Genomic DNA, 14603 nt, shown 5'->3' with positions numbered 1-14603 from the left:
GCCGATCAATGGCTTGCGCGTCATGTCCGGCAGCGCCACTTTCAGCCCGCGCACGGAAAACAGCGGCTCAGCCATGGCCGGGCCTCCAATCTTTGTCGGCGGCTGCGATCTCAGCCGTGAGCCCGGCAAGCACGCTCTCGTCCACCGGCTTCAGCGATGCGTATGGATCGGTGTAGCGCGGCGTCGCCGCGATCAGCGCCTGCGTGTAGGCGTGCTGCGGGGCAGCGAAGAGCTGGGCGGTCTCTGCCTCCTCCACCACTTTGCCGGCATAGAGCACCGACACTTTCTGGCTGATCTTGGCAACGACGCCGAGATCGTGGGTGACGAACAGGATCGCCGTGCCGTGGTCGCGCTGCAAATGCGCGATCAGCCGCAGGATCTGCTTCTGCACGGTCACGTCCAGCGCCGTCGTCGGCTCGTCGGCGACGATCAGCCTCGGTTCCGCCGCGAAGGCCGCCGCGATCAGCACGCGCTGGCGCATGCCGCCGGACAATTCGTGCGGATAGCTTTTCAGCACGCGTTCAGGATCTCGGATCTGTACCTCGTCGAGCAACTGGCGGATACGCTTGTCGGCCCGCTCGCCGCTCCAGCCGAGGATGCGCACCAGCCGGTCGGTCATCTGTGGGCCAATGCGGCGCGACGGGTTGAGCGCGGTCAGCGGGTCCTGCGGGATCAGCGCCGTGCGCGCGCCGATCAGGTTGCGCCGGGCCTTGGCGTCGAGCCGGCCGAGATCCTCGCCTTCGATCAGCATCTCGCCTTCTACGATGCGCACGCTTTTCGGCAGCACGCCGAGCACCGCCTTGCCGATCATCGTCTTGCCGGCGCCGCTCTCGCCGACCAGCGCGCGCACCTCGCCAGGCTGCACGGCGAGCGACACCGAGCGCAGCACGCGCTGGCCGTTGGGCAGCACGGCGCTCAGGCCGCGGATGTCCAGACACGCGCTCATCGCAGCACCGGATCGAAGCGCGCCTTCAGCGCTTCGCCGAACTGGCTGAAGGAAAGCACAGTGAGGATCAGCGTGATCAGCGGGAACACCAGCACCCACCAGGCCTGGTGGATCGACAGACGGCCCTCGGCGATGATGCCGCCCCAGGTCGGATCGTCGGTCGAGATCGACAGATTGACGAAGGACAGGATCGCCTCGACGATCACGGCGATGCCCATTTCGAGCGACAAAAGCGCCACCACAGACGGCAGCACATTGGGCAGCACTTCGCGCAGCATGATGCCGATGCGGCCATAGCCGGCGATGCGCGCGCTCTCGACATAATCCATGCGCGCCTGGCTCATCGCCTCGGCGCGGATCACCCGGCAAAAGCGCGTCCAGTCGATAATCGCAATCGCAAGGATGACGGAGCTGAGGCCCGTGCCCAGCACCGCCACCAGCAGGATCGCGAACAGGACCGGCGGGAACGCCATCCAGACATCGACGACGCGCGAGATGATGCGGGCGGCCCAGCCGCCAAAATAGCCCGCGATCAGCCCGAGCGCCGAACCGAGAAGGCAGGCGGACGTCGCCGCGGCAAAGGCGACGATGAAGGCGATGCGGCCGCCGAAGATCAGCCGCGACAACAGATCGCGTCCCAGGCTGTCGGTGCCCAGCCAATAGCCGGGCTCGGCGCCGTCCAGCCAGAAGGGCGGCAGGCGCTCCAGCATCAAATCCTGCGCCAGCGGGTCCTGCGGCGCGAGCAGCGGCGCGAAGATGGCCGCGAGCATCGCCAGCACAAGCCAACCGCCGGCCAGCCACAGCCTCGGGCTCAAACGGCGCCGGGCAACGCGCGCCTCATCCATGGCGCAGCCTCGGATTGAGCAGCGCATACATCATATCGACGGCGAGGTTGATCAGCACGAAGAGCAGCGCGAAGACCAGCACGATGCCCTGGATCAGTGGCAGGTCTCGGTTGATGACGGCGTCGATCGCCATATTGCCGAGACCTTCATAGGAAAACAGCCGCTCGACGATGACGGTGCCGCCGATGAGGAAGGTGAATTGCACGCCGACCAGCGTCAGCGTCGGCAGGGCCGCGTTCTTCAGCGCCTCGCGCAGGATGACCTGCGTCTCGGAAAAGCCTTTGACACGCGCCAGCACGACATAGTCGAGGTCGAGCACCTCCTTCAGCGACTGTTTGAGCAACTGCGCGATAATCGCCGCCAGCGGCAGCGCCAAGGCCACGGCCGGCATCAGCATGTGTTTCAGCAGGTCCCAGGTGAGGTCGAAGCGCAGCCTGAGAATGCTCTCGACCAGATAGAACTGGGTGACGAAAGGCAGATCGAGCTGCGGCGACACCCGGCCGGAAATGTCGAACACCGGCACCAGCACGCCGAACAAAAGGATCAGCACAAGGCCCCACAGGAAATCGGGAATTGAGAGCGTCGCGCCGCTCACGATGTCGATGCCGGCCTCGATGGCCGTGCCGCGCGAGCGCGCGCCGAGGATCGCGGCGGTGGCGCCGAGCGCGATCGCCATCAGCAGCGCCACGGTCGCCAGCTCCAGCGTCGCCGGCAGCCGGTCGAAGACCAGGCCGAGCACGTCCTGGCGCAGCGAGATCGAGGTGCCGAAATCGCCATGCAGCACGCCGCCGAGCCAGATGAAGAATTGCTGCACGATTGACTTGTCGAGCCCGTAGAGCGCGCGCAGCCGGGCGATGTCGTCATCGCTGGCGCCGGGCGGCAGCATCATGGCGATCGGATCGCCTGGCGCGACCCGGATGACGACGAAGACGACGATGGCGACGCCAAACAGCGTCACCAGCATCGTCAACAGACGAACGAGGAATCTCTGCAGCAGCATGCGTGCGTAATCACTCTGAACGGAATCCCCCTCATCCGGCCGCTTCGCGGCCACCTTCTCCCCGGTGGGGAGAAGAGGCTGGCTCAGCCGTCGGCGGCCTCTTCTCCCCTGGGGGAGAAGGTGGCCCGAAGGGCCGGATGAGGGGGCTGCGTCGTTGAAGGAGGCACGCTACCGCGCCTCCTCATTTCGATCAGGCGGCCGGGGTCATCAGCGCCGGCAGCAACGCGCCGGACACATGCTGCACGACGTTGACCTTCTTCGAATGCACGATCGGCTGCGCATACTGGATCAGCGGAAGCACATAGGCCTGCTCGGCGATGTATTTGTCGACCGCCTTCCAGCCGGCGATGCGCTTGGCCTCGTCCTTCTCGCCCCAGAGCGGGTTGATCATGTCGATCAGGTCCTTGCTGTCCCAAACCGAATGCGGGCTCGGGCCGTACATGGCGAAGCCGGTCGAGGTGGTCGGGTCGCCGATGGAGTTGCCCCAATTGTAGAAGGCGGCCGGCGCCAGCTTGTCGGCGGCGCGCAGCTCGTAATGCTTGGCGATCTCATAGACCTCGATCTTGGCCTCGATGCCGACCTTGCGCCACATGCCGACGATCGCCTGGATCATCTCATAGTCCTTGGGCTTGAAGCCCTTGGTGGTCTGGATGGTGAACTTGACCGGCTTCTTGGTCGAATAGCCCGAGGCGGCTAGCAATTCCTTGGCTTTCTCCGGGTTGTGCTCGACCTTGATCGAGGGATCGAAGGCCGTGTATTCCGGCGTCTCCAGCGTCGCGATCGGCTGGCCGTAGCCGCGCAGCAGGCGCTTGACAAGAAGCTCCTTGTCGACCGCCATCACGGCCGCCTGGCGGACGTTCTTGTCCAGCATCGCCTCGATGTCGTTGAAGAAGATCATGCCGATGTCGGAGACGTTCTTGATCGAGCCGGCAAGCCCGTCCTTGGCGATCAGCCGGTCATATTCCTCATAGGGGATTTCGAGCGTCACCTGCGAGGAGCCCGACTCGATCTCGGCGACACGGCTCGCCGCATCGGTGACGAACTTGATCGTCACATTCTCGAAGGCCGGCTTCGTGCCCCAATAATGCGGATTGGCCTTCAGGCGCAGGAAGGCGTTGCGCTCGAACTTGTCGACCATATACGGCCCGGTGCCGATCGGGGCCTTCTCGAAGCCTTCGGCCCCGACCTTCTCGTAATAGGCTTTCGGCAGGATGTAGCCGGTCAGGAACGACATCCACTTGAAATAGACCGGATCGAACTGGACGACGTCGCCGGTGATCTTGTTGCCGTCGATCTTGAAATTGTTGACGTTCTTCCAGACGAACTGGATCGGGTTGCCGGTCTTCTCGTCGCCGGCCCGGGTCAGCGACCACACGACGTCTTCCGGCGTGAAGGGCGAGCCGTCATGCCATTTGACGCCTTCGCGCACCGTCATCGTCACCTTGGTGCGGTCGTCGTTCCAGCCCCATTCGGTGAGCAGTCCCGGCGTGAAGGAGAGGTCCGGCTTCTGGCCGATGATCTGGTCGAACACCGACTGGTAGAGGCCCTGAATGGTCGGGTTCACCGCGGAAGGGCCGGTCGTCGGATCCCAGGAGGGCAGGTTGACGTTGTAGGCGATGGTGAGCTCGTCGGCCGCCTTGGCCGCCCTCGGCAGGCCAAGCGTCGCCGCGCCGATCGCGGCGGCGCCATATCCAAGCAAGTCGCGTCTGTTGATGGTCATGGTCGTTCCCCTTGTTGGTTGTCTTTAATTTGCGCGGCGTCATCGATCCGTCTGTTCAGGCACCCGGGCAACCGCGCGCTTCCCGTCCCGGAATTCTAGTTTCCTCCCAGCTGTTGGGCGAGCATGAAGCCGGAGGCCGCGCCCGTGCCGGCGCCGGGCCATGTCGCGGCTCCGGTGAGGTACAGGTTGGCGACGGGCGTGTTCCAGCGCGCAAAGCCGCGCGCCGGGCGGAAGAGGAAATTCTGCGCCAGATGGTGGCTGCCGCAGATCTGGTCGCCACCGACCAGGTTCGGGTTTTCGCGCTCGAGATCGAGTGGCGAGAAGATCGCGCGGCCAAGCACCTTGCGGCGCAATCCCGGCGCGTAGCTCTCGATGATGTCGAGCACGCGCTCGGCATAGGCGTCCTTGACGGCATCCCACTGCGCCGGCGCGATCTTGCCCGCGGCATCGCCGAGGATCTCCGCCGGCAGCATGCGCACCTGCACCCACAGCACATGCTTGCCTTGCGGCGCCCGCGAAGGGTCGACGGCCGTCGGCTGGCCGACCACGAGCACGGGCTGGTCGGGCAACTGGCCGGCGATCGCCTGCTGGTAGGTGCGCGACATGGCATCGAGCGACGGCGCCAGATGCACATAGGCGAACTGGCGAAGCTCGGCGCCGGCGCTCCAGTCCGGCAGATCGTCCATCGCCAGATGGATCATCATCGTGCCCGGCGCATGACGGAATGTCTGCATCGCAGCGTCAAAACCGGCGTCGCCCGAGCCATTGGGCAGCAGCTTGCCCGGCAGCGCTTTCGGTGCGACACCGGCAATGAGGGCCTTGGTCGCAACATGCGTTTCGCCGGATGCCAGCCGCACCCCGGTCGCCCTGCCGCCGGAAACCATGATCTCGGCGACATCGGCGCCGGTCGTGATCTGGCCACAGGCCGCCTTCACCATGCCGGCCAGGGCATGGATGATGGTGTCGGCACCGCCTTTGCCCAGCACCATGCCGAAACTCTGGTTGGCCATCGATTCCAGGTAGGGGAAGACGGCGCCCCCGGCGATGTCGGGCGCGAAGTCGAGATGCATGCCCCAGGCCGCGAGCGTGGTGCGGACATGCGGCGTCTCGAAATTTTCCTCCAGCCACCCGCGCGGCGATGAGAGCAGCAGCCGGCCGGTATCGAGCGCGCCGGCAAGACCCTTCTTGCGCCAGAGATTCCAGCCCGTGCCGGCCAGCGCCCTTGCGCTCATCGGCGATCCGAGCAGCCGGAACAGATGCTCAGCTTCGCCCGGGAAGGCGCCTACCAGTTTCCGCCATGTGGCCGCGTCCGCCGCCGAGAAGGCGGCCAGCCGCGATGCGGTCTTTTCCAGGTCGTTGCTGACGCCGAACCATTTCCCATCGGGGAAGGCGCTGGCGAAACAATCGGCCACCGGCGCGAACTCCAGCCCGTGGCTATTCAATTCATTTGCATATTTCCGGTGAAAGGCGGAGCCTGCAAAGAGGCTCAAATTCATCGCGCCGAAATCGTGCCGGAAGCCGGGAAGCGTGTATTCGGCGGTCCGCACTGCCCCGCCGATCGTTTCGCTGCGTTCGAAAACCGCTATTTTCCAGCCTTTGAGCGCCAGATGCGCGGCGCATGCCAGACTGTTGTGGCCCGCCCCGACAAAGATGGCGTCGAACTCGCTCACGCCCCGCCCCAAAATGCTTTATGCTTAAAGATAATTGCAGATGCATATGTTTTCGTCTAGTAGGTATATTAAGGGCCGCAACGAGCCTTGATCATCAGAGACAAGAGGGAACAAAGACCATGGACACGCAGAAACTCCTCGGCGAGGTCGCCGGCCAGCTGCTCTCGGGCGCCATCAAGGTGGTCGACCTGACGGCGCCGCTCGGGCCGAACACGCCGCTGATCAAGCTGCCGCCGGAACTCGCCGTCGACACGCCGGAGATCGAGATCCACGAGATTTCCAAATACGACAAGAACGGTCCGTGGTGGGCCTGGAACTGGCTGAAGCTCGGCGAGCATTCGGGCACGCATTTCGACGCGCCGCAGCACTGGATTACCGGCAAGGATTATCCGGACGGCGCCACCGACACCATTCCGGCGCAGAATTTCATCGGTCCGGTCAACGTCATCGACTGCTCAGTGGAAGCGGCTGAAGACCACGATTTCCTGCTCACCGTCGACCATATCAAGGCCTGGGAGGCCAAGCACGGCGCCATCAATCCCGGCGAGTGGGTGGTGATGCGCACCGACTGGTACAAGCGCAACGGCTCGGAAGCCGAGTTCCTCAATGCCAACGAGACCGGCCCTCACACGCCCGGCCCGACGGCCGAAGCCATCCAGTTCCTGATCAGCAAGGATATCAAGGGCTGGGGCTCGGAGACGATCGGTACCGATGCCGGCAAGGCCGGCGGCATGGAGCCGCCATTCCCGGCCCACACGCTGATGCACAAGGCCAACCGCTATGGCCTCGCCAGCCTCTGCAATCTCGACCAGCTGCCGCCGAAGGGCGCTATCCTGATCGCGGCCCCGCTCAAGATCGAGCGCGGCACCGGCAGCCCGATCCGCGCGCTGGCGCTGGTGCCAGGCAAATAGGGCGAGGCGGCGGTCTTCGGGAGAAGATCATGCTCGAGGGCAATGGAGTGATGGAGTCGATGTGGTCGTCTTGGAGCGTCAGCGCTCTACGGCGCCCCCCTCTGTCCTGCCGGACATCTCCCCCCCAAGGGGGGAGATCAGACGTCACGCGTGCTTTCGCCAATCTCCAACGCCGCAGGATTGAGCAAGGCGCCGAGGCTGCCAATCTCCCCCCTTGTGGGGGAGATGTCCGGCAGGACAGAGGGGGGCGCGAAGGAACTCGGCTTTGCGCGATTGACGTCCATTTCTTGACCGCGAGCACCCCTCAATGACCGCCGCCGATCACATCATCGTCGGCAGCGGCATCAACGCCCTGGTCTGCGCGGCAATGCTTGGCGCCAAGGGCGCCAAGGTGCTGGTGCTCGAGCGCAACGACCGCATCGGCGGCTGCATGCGCACCGAGGAGATCACCGCGCCGGGCTTCGTCCATGACGTGATGGCGACGACCTTCGTGCTGTTCATCACCTCGCCGGCCTTTGCCGCGCTTGGCAAGGACCTTGCGCGGCATGGGCTGGAGTTCTGCCACACGGCGACTCCCACAGGCGTTCTCATGCCGGACGGCAGCCATGCCGTGCTCACCACCGACCGCGCCACCAACATTCCGGCGCTCAACCGGATCGCCGCCGGCGACGGCGACCGCCATGGCGGCGACGTCGGCGGCATCGAGCGCAATGCCGGGCTGCTGTTCGGCCTGCTCGGCGGCGCGCTCTGGTCCTATCCGACAACCAAGCTGCTGGCCGGCGAGGCCTGGCGGCGCGGCCCGCGCGACCTCGCCGCCTTCATGGGCGAGGCGCTGGTGCCCGCGCGCGGCTGGCTTGAGACGACCTACAGATCCGACACGGTCCGCGCGCTCTGGGCACCCTGGGTGCTGCATGCCGGGCTTGGGCCCGAAGACGCCTTCTCCGGCCAGATCGCCAAGGTCATCGCCTTCGCGCTGGAGGCCGCCGGTGCCCCCATTGTCAAGGGCGGCGCGAAAAACCTGCTCGCCGCCTTCGAAGCGGTGATCAAGGAACGCGGCGGCGAGATACGCGTCGACGCCGACGTCGCCTCGGTCGTCCAGACCGGCGGCCGCGCCACCGGTGTGCGGCTCGCGTCGGGCGAGACGTTGACCGCCACGAAGAGCGTCATCTGCTCGGTCACGCCGACGCAGCTCTACGGCCGCCTGCTCGGCAGGGATGCGCCGGAAGCAGCCACCAAGGCCACCCAGTCCTATCGCTACGGCAAGGGCAATTTTCAGATCCACTACGCGCTCCACAAGCCGCCGGCCTGGCGCGGCGAGGGCCTCGACAAGGTGGCGCTGCTGCATCTGACGCCGGGCTTGGATGGCGTCTCCAAAGCCTGCAACGAGGCGGTGCGCGGCCTGCTGCCGGAAATTCCGACCATCTGCGTCGGCCAGCCGCACGCGCTCGATCCGTCGCGCTGTCCGGAAGGCAAGGCGATCCTATGGCTGCAGCTTCCCGAGGCACCGCGCCACATCAAGGGCGATGCCGCCGGCAAGCTGAATGCCCCGGCTGACGGGCGCTGGACCGAAGCGCTGCGCGAGGCCTATGCCGACCGCGTCGAGGCGATCCTCGCCAGCCACATTGACGATTTCCGCGACACGGTGCTTGCCCGTCGCGCCTATTCGCCGGCCGATCTCGAGGCGATGAACATCAACCTGGTCGGCGGCGATCCCTATGGCGGCTCATCCACCATCGACCAGTCCTTCCTGTGGCGGCCGTTCAAGGCGAGCCGCAACCACGAGACCGGCATCAAAGGCCTCTACCATATCGGCGCTTCGACCCATCCGGGAGCCGGCCTAGGCGGCGGCTCCGGCTTCCTTCTGGCGGGGAGGCTCTGATGGAACAAAAGCTCGCCGAAAAACCCCAGCGCATCTCGACCCTCGGCCAGATCGGGCTGCAGCAATTCGCGCCCTATCTGATGAACCGCATCATGGGCCGCTACAACGCCACTTTGCGCGAGGATTTCCGTAAGCAAGGTCTTACCATTCCGCAGGTGCGGACGCTCGCCGTGCTCTCGGTCACCGACGGCGTCACCGTCAACGACCTATCGGTCTATACGGTGATCGAGCAGTCGACCTTGAGCCGCACGCTCGACACGCTGGAAGGCCAGGGCCTGGTGCGGCGCGAGCAGGGCGTCACCGACAGCCGCATCCGCCATGTGTTTCTGACCGACGACGGACGCGCGCTCTTCACCCGCGCCTGGCCGGCGATGCACGACGCTTTCGAGGCGATGTTCGAGGATGTCGACGATGCCGAATATGCGGCGCTGATCGCGATCCTGCAGAAGATGCTGAAGAACATCCGCAAGCACGACATCTGAGTTGACGTACGCGCCGCCTGGTTGCGGCAACGGAAGGAGGCAGACATGGCCGAACGGTCTTTTGCCAAGGAAGTCGAAAAGCTGAGGTTAGGAGCCGGCGAGGAATTCGCCGGCGAGGGCATCCTCGCCATCACCAAGGCGCTGCTGCAATGCGGCGTCGGCTATGTCGGCGGCTACCAGGGCGCGCCGATCAGCCACCTGATGGATGTGCTGGCCGATGCGCAGGACATTCTGGGCGAGCTTGGCATGCACTTCGAGGCAAGCGCCTCGGAAGCGACCGCCACCGCCATGCTTGCCGCTTCGGTGCACTATCCGATCCGGGGCGCCGCCACCTTCAAGTCGACGGTCGGCACCAACGTCGCTTCCGACGCGCTGGCGAACCTTGCGTCCGGCGGCGTCACTGGCGGCGCGCTGATCATCGTCGGCGAGGATTATGGCGAGGGCTCCTCCATCATGCAGGAGCGCAGCCACGCCTTTGCCATGAAGAGCCAGGTCTGGCTGCTCGACCCGCGCCCGAACCTGCCCTCGATCGTCAAGGCGGTCGAGGACGGCTTCGAACTGTCCGAGGCGTCGAACACACCCGTGATGCTGCAGGTGCGCATCCGCTGCTGCCATGTCCACGGCCACTTCATCGCCAAGGACAACAAGCGCCCGCCAATGTCGGTCGCCGACGCGCTGTCGGCGCCGCGCCGCGACACCGGCCGCATCGTGCTGCCGCCCGCTTCCTTCCTGCATGAAAAGGAGAAGGTCGCCAAGCGCTGGCCGGCGGCGGTCGATTTCATCAATAGCCGCAAGATCAACGAGATGTTCGGGCCGGACCATGGCTCGGTCGGCATCGTCATGCAGGGCGGCATGTACAATTCCGTCATCCGCGCGCTGCAGCGGCTCGGCCTTGCCGACACCTATGGCGACACCGACGTGCCGCTCTACGTGCTCAACGCCGTCTATCCGCTGGTGGACGACGAGTTCCTCGCCTTCTGCGAAGGCAAGCAGGCGGTGCTGGTCGTCGAGGAAGGCCAGCCCAACTATATCGAGCAGGCCTTTGCCGCGATGCTGCATAAGGCCGGGCGCGGCACCAGGCTGGTCGGCAAGGAGCATCTGCCGATGGCCGGCGAATATACTGGGCAGGTGATGCTCGACGGCATCGGCTCCTTCCTGCGCGCCAACGCCCCGCATCTTTTGCCGGGCGAGGTGCGCGCGCCGAACAAGCTGGGCGAAGGCATCGACACCGCCGATCTCATCAATGTCGTTCCGGGCCGGCCCCCGGGCTTCTGCGTCGGCTGCCCGGAGCGGCCGATCTTCGCCGCGACCAAGCTGGTCGAGCAGGAACTCGGTAAGCACCACATCGCTTCCGACATCGGCTGCCATCTGTTCTCGATCATGCCGCCCTTCGAGCTCGGCGCCACCACCATGGGCTACGGGCTGGGGCCCGCCTCGGCCTCCGCCTTCAACTCGCCGGAAGCAAAACGCCGCTCGATTTCCTTCGTCGGCGACGGCGGGTTTTGGCACAACGGCCTCACCTCCTCGATCGGCAATGCCGTCTTCAACCGGAATGACGGCGTCATCGTCATCGTCGACAATTTCTACTCGGCCGCCACCGGGGGGCAGGACATCCTGTCGTCGCGCGCCAACAACCGCACCAAGTCGACGAAGCATCCGATCGATGAAGCGGTGAAGGGCATGGGGGTCAAATGGCTGCGCCACATCGACCGCACCTATGATGTCGGCAAGATGCGCGCCGCGCTGCGCGAGGCGCTGACCACCGAGGAGAAGGGGCCGAAGGTCATCGTCGCCTCGTCCGAATGCATGCTCAACCGCCAGCGCCGCGAGAAGCCGCTGGTCGACAAGGCGATCAAGGGCGGCGAGCGCGTGGTCAAGCCGAAATTCGGTGTCGACGAGGACATCTGCACCGGCGACCATGCCTGCATGCGCCTCTCTGGCTGTCCATCGCTGTCGGTGAAGTCGCTCGACGATCCGTTGCGCGACGATCCCGTCGCCTCGATCGACCAGAATTGCGTCGGCTGCGGCAATTGCGGCGAGGTGGCGGACGCCGCCGTGCTTTGCCCCTCCTTCTACCGCGCCGATGTCGTCCACAATCCCGGCCGCTGGGACCGTTTCCTCGAAAGCGCGCGCCGCGCCGTGATCGGCCTGTTGCAGCGCCGCCGCGAGAGCCGCCGTTTGATGTTTGCCGATGCTTGATCACAAAGCAGCGCTGCGCCCGAAATCGGGCGCCTTTGATGACGAGCGGGTGATAAAGCTCGCCGTGCTCGCCGTTGGCGGCCAGGGTGGCGGCGTGCTGGCCGATTGGATCACCGATGTCGCCGAGCGCAACGGCTACATCGCGCAATCGACCTCCGTCGCCGGCGTCGCCCAGCGCACCGGCGCCACGATCTACTATATCGAGATGGCCCGCGACACCGGCCGGCTGCCGGTCTTCGCGCTGTCGCCGTCGCAGGGCGACGTCGACATATTGATCGCAGCCGAGCTGATGGAGGCGGGCCGCGCCATCATCCGCGGCTTCGTCACGCCCGAACGCACGACGCTGATCACCTCCTCGCACCGCATCGCCGCCGTGTCGGAAAAGATCGAGCCGGGCGACGGCCGCGCCTCGTCGGAAAAGGTGCACGCGACGGCTGAGGCCGCGGCCAAGCGCTTCATCGCCTTCGACATGGAAAAGATCGCCGCCGACAATGGCACCATGATCTCGGCCAGCCTGCTCGGCGCGCTGGCCGGCTCGGATGCGCTGCCCTTCCCCCGCGAAAGCTATGAGCAGGCGATCGGCGCCGGCGGTCGTGGTGTGAAAGCCAGCCTTGCCGCCTTCGGCGCGGCTTGTGACCGCGCGCTGGGCATCGCGGCCGCGCCAACAAGCGAGAAGGCCGCGAAGCCTGCCGCCGCACCCAAGTCGACGGCGAAGGTCAGCGGTCCGGAAACCCTGCTGAAGGGCTGGCAGCAGCTTGCCGCCCGCGTCGCGGCGCTGCCGCAGCCGCTGCGCGACATGGCCGAGCGCGGGCTGAAGAAGGTCGTCGACTACCAGGACGTCGCCTATGGCGGCGAATATCTTCACCGGCTGGACAAGGCGGTGGCGCTGGACAATGCGGAGCGCGGCTATGCTCTGTCCACCGCCGCGGCAAAGCATCTCGCCAACGCCATGTGCTATGACGACATGATCCGCGTCGCCGATCTCAAGACGCGCTCGACCCGCGACAAGCGCGTGCGCAAGGAGGTCGGCGTCAAGGAAGGTGCGGTCCTGCAGGTCACCGAATATTTCCATCCGCGCATCGAGGAATTCTGCGGCACTATGCCGGCAGGGCTCGGCAGCTATATCGAGAGCCGGCCGAAGCTCGCCGCCTTCCTCGACCGCCGCATCAATCGCGGCCGCCACATCCGCACCGACAGCTTTACCGGCTTCGCCATGCTGTGGTTCATCGGCGGCCTGCGCCGCTGGCGCCGCCGCCTGCTGCGCCACAAGGTCGAAGTCGAGCATCTCGAGCGCTGGTACGAATTGGCGCTCAGCCATGCGCGGCAGGACTACGCTTTGGCCACCGAAATCCTGAACTGCCGCCGGCTGATCAAGGGCTACAGCGACACCCATGCCCGCGCCCAGTCGAAATTCGACCGCGTGCTCTCGGCGCTGCCGATGCTCAAGGGTCGCGAAGACGCCGCCGACTGGCTACGCCGGCTGCGCGAGGCGGCGCTGAAGGACGAGAAGGGCGACATGCTGGACGGCGCGCTGAAGACGGTGGCGACGTTGGGCGAATAGTCCGGCTCTGCTCCATCCGGGTTGCCGTCACGAAGGATGTCGGCAGCGCGAATGCTGGCGATGACGCTTCGATGTCGGGGCACGGCTCGCGCCGAATGGCGCAGTCTATTCGGTGGCTTCCCGTCCCGAAATCTGCTCGACGAGGATCCGGAAAAAGACGTGCGGCATGTTATCCGAGGTGGGAGGCGTGACGGGTTTGAGCGCGCCGGGCTCCCACCAGTCGGTGTGCTTGCTCAACACTGCCCACGCATGGTCGCGCTGAACCTTGTGGCCGATCCGGTCCGGCAGTTCCTCATAGCGGCCGTCGACAATCACGCTTTTCCACCCGCGCCCCTGTGTGTGTTCCGCCACTTGTGCGCACACCAGGGGATTGGCCCGCATCCAGTCGACCTTCTTGCCAAGGAGCGAAAACGCATAGAGGTGACTGTCGGCATAGGCGTAATTCAAGGGCACGACATAGGGTTGTCCGTCCTTCACGCATGCCAGGTGTCCAGTGCGGTTTGTCGCCAGCAATTTCGTGCATTCCAAGGTGGAGAGCGTGCGGATCATCATCGCTATGACTCCTGGTCTCAACTCGCCTTCGGCCGGTCTCCGCCGATCGGCCTTTGTCAATCCAAAGCTTAGAGCGGAGAACCTCGTGGCTCCTTGATATGGATCAATTTGATGCCGGCCGCGGCAATCCCATTTCAACGGCGCAACCGCGAGACCACGCGTGCTGAACCGCCGCGGGGCGGCACCGTCGAAGGAGCTAACGAAGATGTGATCCACACCGCTCCGACGGAAATCGGCCTACACTTCGTTTCACGGACGTAGGGACGAATTACGGAGACAACGCATGTTCGCAAAATACTTTCTGTCCATCGCCCTGGCCGCCGGCACATTGACGGTTTCCGCCGTAGGCTCCGAGGCCATGCCGCTTGTCAAGCCAAGCGCATCTCCGCTGCCAGTCGAGACCGTCGGCTGGCGCTGCGGCCCGGGCTGGCACGTGAACCGCTGGGGCAGATGCGTGCCGAACGGCAGGGTGATCATCCGCCCGATGCATGTGCGCCATTGGCATCCCGGCTTCTGGTATCACGGCCGCTGGCATCACGGTTTTTGGAGCTGATGACCGCTTCCGGATCGCCGTCGACGCCCGCGCCGGAAACGGCGCGGGCGGTTTGGCTAAGGTCCCCACGCACAGGTTCGAAACCTCCGCGCCAGCGTTCGTGATTGGCAGCGGGCCCTCAGCCTCGTCATCCACGGGCGGAGCAAGGAGCGAAGCGACGCGGCGCAGACCCGAGGATCCTGTGTGTTGGTTCTGGTGTATGGTTGAGGTGGGAAGGAGACCGAGTGGATCGTGGTCGTCCTTTCGGACAGGCCGTGGCATGGCCCGGTCCCTTCCCACCGGTGA

12 protein-coding genes are annotated in these 14603 nt (G+C 65.4%); 6 read left to right on the top strand and 6 right to left on the bottom strand.

Annotated features, from left to right (window positions below):
- Positions 1 to 67 precede the first annotated feature (67 nt).
- The 5 genes from EOA28_RS07985 to EOA28_RS07965 form a co-directional block, all read right to left on the bottom strand.
- Entirely contained in the window at positions 68 to 946 is an 879-nt protein-coding gene (locus tag EOA28_RS07985; protein ID WP_127249840.1) for an ABC transporter ATP-binding protein, read from the bottom strand.
- Positions 943 to 1791, bottom strand: coding sequence for an ABC transporter permease (locus EOA28_RS07980; protein WP_128314798.1), 849 nt, complete (start codon positions 1789 to 1791; stop codon positions 943 to 945). The genes EOA28_RS07985 and EOA28_RS07980 overlap by 4 nt, the downstream gene beginning before the upstream one ends.
- Positions 1784 to 2791 carry an ABC transporter permease gene (locus tag EOA28_RS07975; protein WP_126079666.1) on the bottom strand — a complete coding sequence of 336 codons (1008 nt, stop codon included), beginning with the start codon at positions 2789 to 2791 and terminating at the stop codon, positions 1784 to 1786. Before EOA28_RS07975 ends, EOA28_RS07980 begins: the two co-directional genes overlap by 8 nt.
- 190 nt (positions 2792 to 2981) lie before the next feature.
- The gene (locus EOA28_RS07970) at positions 2982 to 4511 is read right to left on the bottom strand and encodes an ABC transporter substrate-binding protein (RefSeq protein ID WP_126079665.1); all 1530 of its coding nucleotides are present in this window, start codon (positions 4509 to 4511) and stop codon (positions 2982 to 2984) included.
- Positions 4512 to 4606: 95 nt separating this feature from the next.
- Complete coding sequence (locus tag EOA28_RS07965; protein ID WP_127249842.1) at positions 4607 to 6181, bottom strand: NAD(P)/FAD-dependent oxidoreductase; 1575 nt, start codon at positions 6179 to 6181, stop codon at positions 4607 to 4609.
- Positions 6182 to 6300: 119 nt separating this feature from the next.
- On the opposite strand from EOA28_RS07965, the gene EOA28_RS07960 reads away from it, so the two are divergent.
- The 5 genes from EOA28_RS07960 (at position 6301) to EOA28_RS07935 (ending at position 13213) form a co-directional block, all read left to right on the top strand.
- Entirely contained in the window at positions 6301 to 7092 is a 792-nt protein-coding gene (locus tag EOA28_RS07960) for a cyclase family protein (RefSeq protein ID WP_128314797.1), read from the top strand.
- 307 nt (positions 7093 to 7399) lie between these two features.
- Positions 7400 to 8971 (top strand): NAD(P)/FAD-dependent oxidoreductase, encoded by a 1572-nt coding sequence (locus tag EOA28_RS07950; RefSeq protein ID WP_128314796.1) that lies wholly within the window; start codon positions 7400 to 7402, stop codon positions 8969 to 8971.
- Complete coding sequence (locus tag EOA28_RS07945) at positions 8971 to 9453, top strand: MarR family transcriptional regulator (protein WP_127253577.1); 483 nt, start codon at positions 8971 to 8973, stop codon at positions 9451 to 9453. The genes EOA28_RS07950 and EOA28_RS07945 overlap by 1 nt, the downstream gene beginning before the upstream one ends.
- A 45-nt stretch (positions 9454 to 9498) precedes the next feature.
- Positions 9499 to 11652, top strand: a complete 2154-nt coding sequence (locus tag EOA28_RS07940) for an indolepyruvate ferredoxin oxidoreductase subunit alpha (RefSeq protein WP_128314795.1) — start codon at positions 9499 to 9501, stop codon at positions 11650 to 11652.
- Positions 11645 to 13213, top strand: a complete 1569-nt coding sequence (locus EOA28_RS07935) for an indolepyruvate oxidoreductase subunit beta family protein (protein ID WP_127253575.1) — start codon at positions 11645 to 11647, stop codon at positions 13211 to 13213. Before EOA28_RS07940 ends, EOA28_RS07935 begins: the two co-directional genes overlap by 8 nt.
- 105 nt (positions 13214 to 13318) lie before the next feature.
- Here the strand turns inward: EOA28_RS07935 and EOA28_RS07930 are convergent, their stop codons facing one another.
- Entirely contained in the window at positions 13319 to 13765 is a 447-nt protein-coding gene (locus EOA28_RS07930) for a pyridoxamine 5'-phosphate oxidase family protein (protein ID WP_042646879.1), read from the bottom strand.
- Between the two features lie 283 nt (positions 13766 to 14048).
- Here EOA28_RS07930 and EOA28_RS07925 point away from each other — a divergent pair, with 283 nt between their 5' ends.
- On the top strand, positions 14049 to 14318 hold the full coding sequence (locus EOA28_RS07925) for a hypothetical protein (protein ID WP_127253573.1): 270 nt from the start codon (positions 14049 to 14051) through the stop codon (positions 14316 to 14318).
- Positions 14319 to 14603: the final 285 nt, after the last annotated feature.

It is taken from the genome of Mesorhizobium sp. M2A.F.Ca.ET.067.02.1.1 (assembly GCF_004023285.1).
GTDB lineage: Bacteria > Pseudomonadota > Alphaproteobacteria > Rhizobiales > Rhizobiaceae > Mesorhizobium.
This window is presented reverse-complemented; position numbering and strand designations above follow the sequence as displayed.

Coding starts and splice junctions, on each gene's coding strand:
- EOA28_RS07960 (WP_128314797.1), top strand. CDS start 6,301: ATGGACACGCAGAAACTCCTCGGCGAGGTCGCCGGCCAGCTGCTCTCG.
- EOA28_RS07935 (WP_127253575.1), top strand. CDS start 11,645: ATGCTTGATCACAAAGCAGCGCTGCGCCCGAAATCGGGCGCCTTTGAT.
- EOA28_RS07975 (WP_126079666.1), bottom strand. CDS start 2,791: ATGCTGCTGCAGAGATTCCTCGTTCGTCTGTTGACGATGCTGGTGACG.
- EOA28_RS07925 (WP_127253573.1), top strand. CDS start 14,049: ATGTTCGCAAAATACTTTCTGTCCATCGCCCTGGCCGCCGGCACATTG.
- EOA28_RS07945 (WP_127253577.1), top strand. CDS start 8,971: ATGGAACAAAAGCTCGCCGAAAAACCCCAGCGCATCTCGACCCTCGGC.
- EOA28_RS07930 (WP_042646879.1), bottom strand. CDS start 13,765: ATGATGATCCGCACGCTCTCCACCTTGGAATGCACGAAATTGCTGGCG.
- EOA28_RS07950 (WP_128314796.1), top strand. CDS start 7,400: ATGACCGCCGCCGATCACATCATCGTCGGCAGCGGCATCAACGCCCTG.
- EOA28_RS07940 (WP_128314795.1), top strand. CDS start 9,499: ATGGCCGAACGGTCTTTTGCCAAGGAAGTCGAAAAGCTGAGGTTAGGA.
- EOA28_RS07980 (WP_128314798.1), bottom strand. CDS start 1,791: ATGGATGAGGCGCGCGTTGCCCGGCGCCGTTTGAGCCCGAGGCTGTGG.
- EOA28_RS07985 (WP_127249840.1), bottom strand. CDS start 946: ATGAGCGCGTGTCTGGACATCCGCGGCCTGAGCGCCGTGCTGCCCAAC.
- EOA28_RS07970 (WP_126079665.1), bottom strand. CDS start 4,511: ATGACCATCAACAGACGCGACTTGCTTGGATATGGCGCCGCCGCGATC.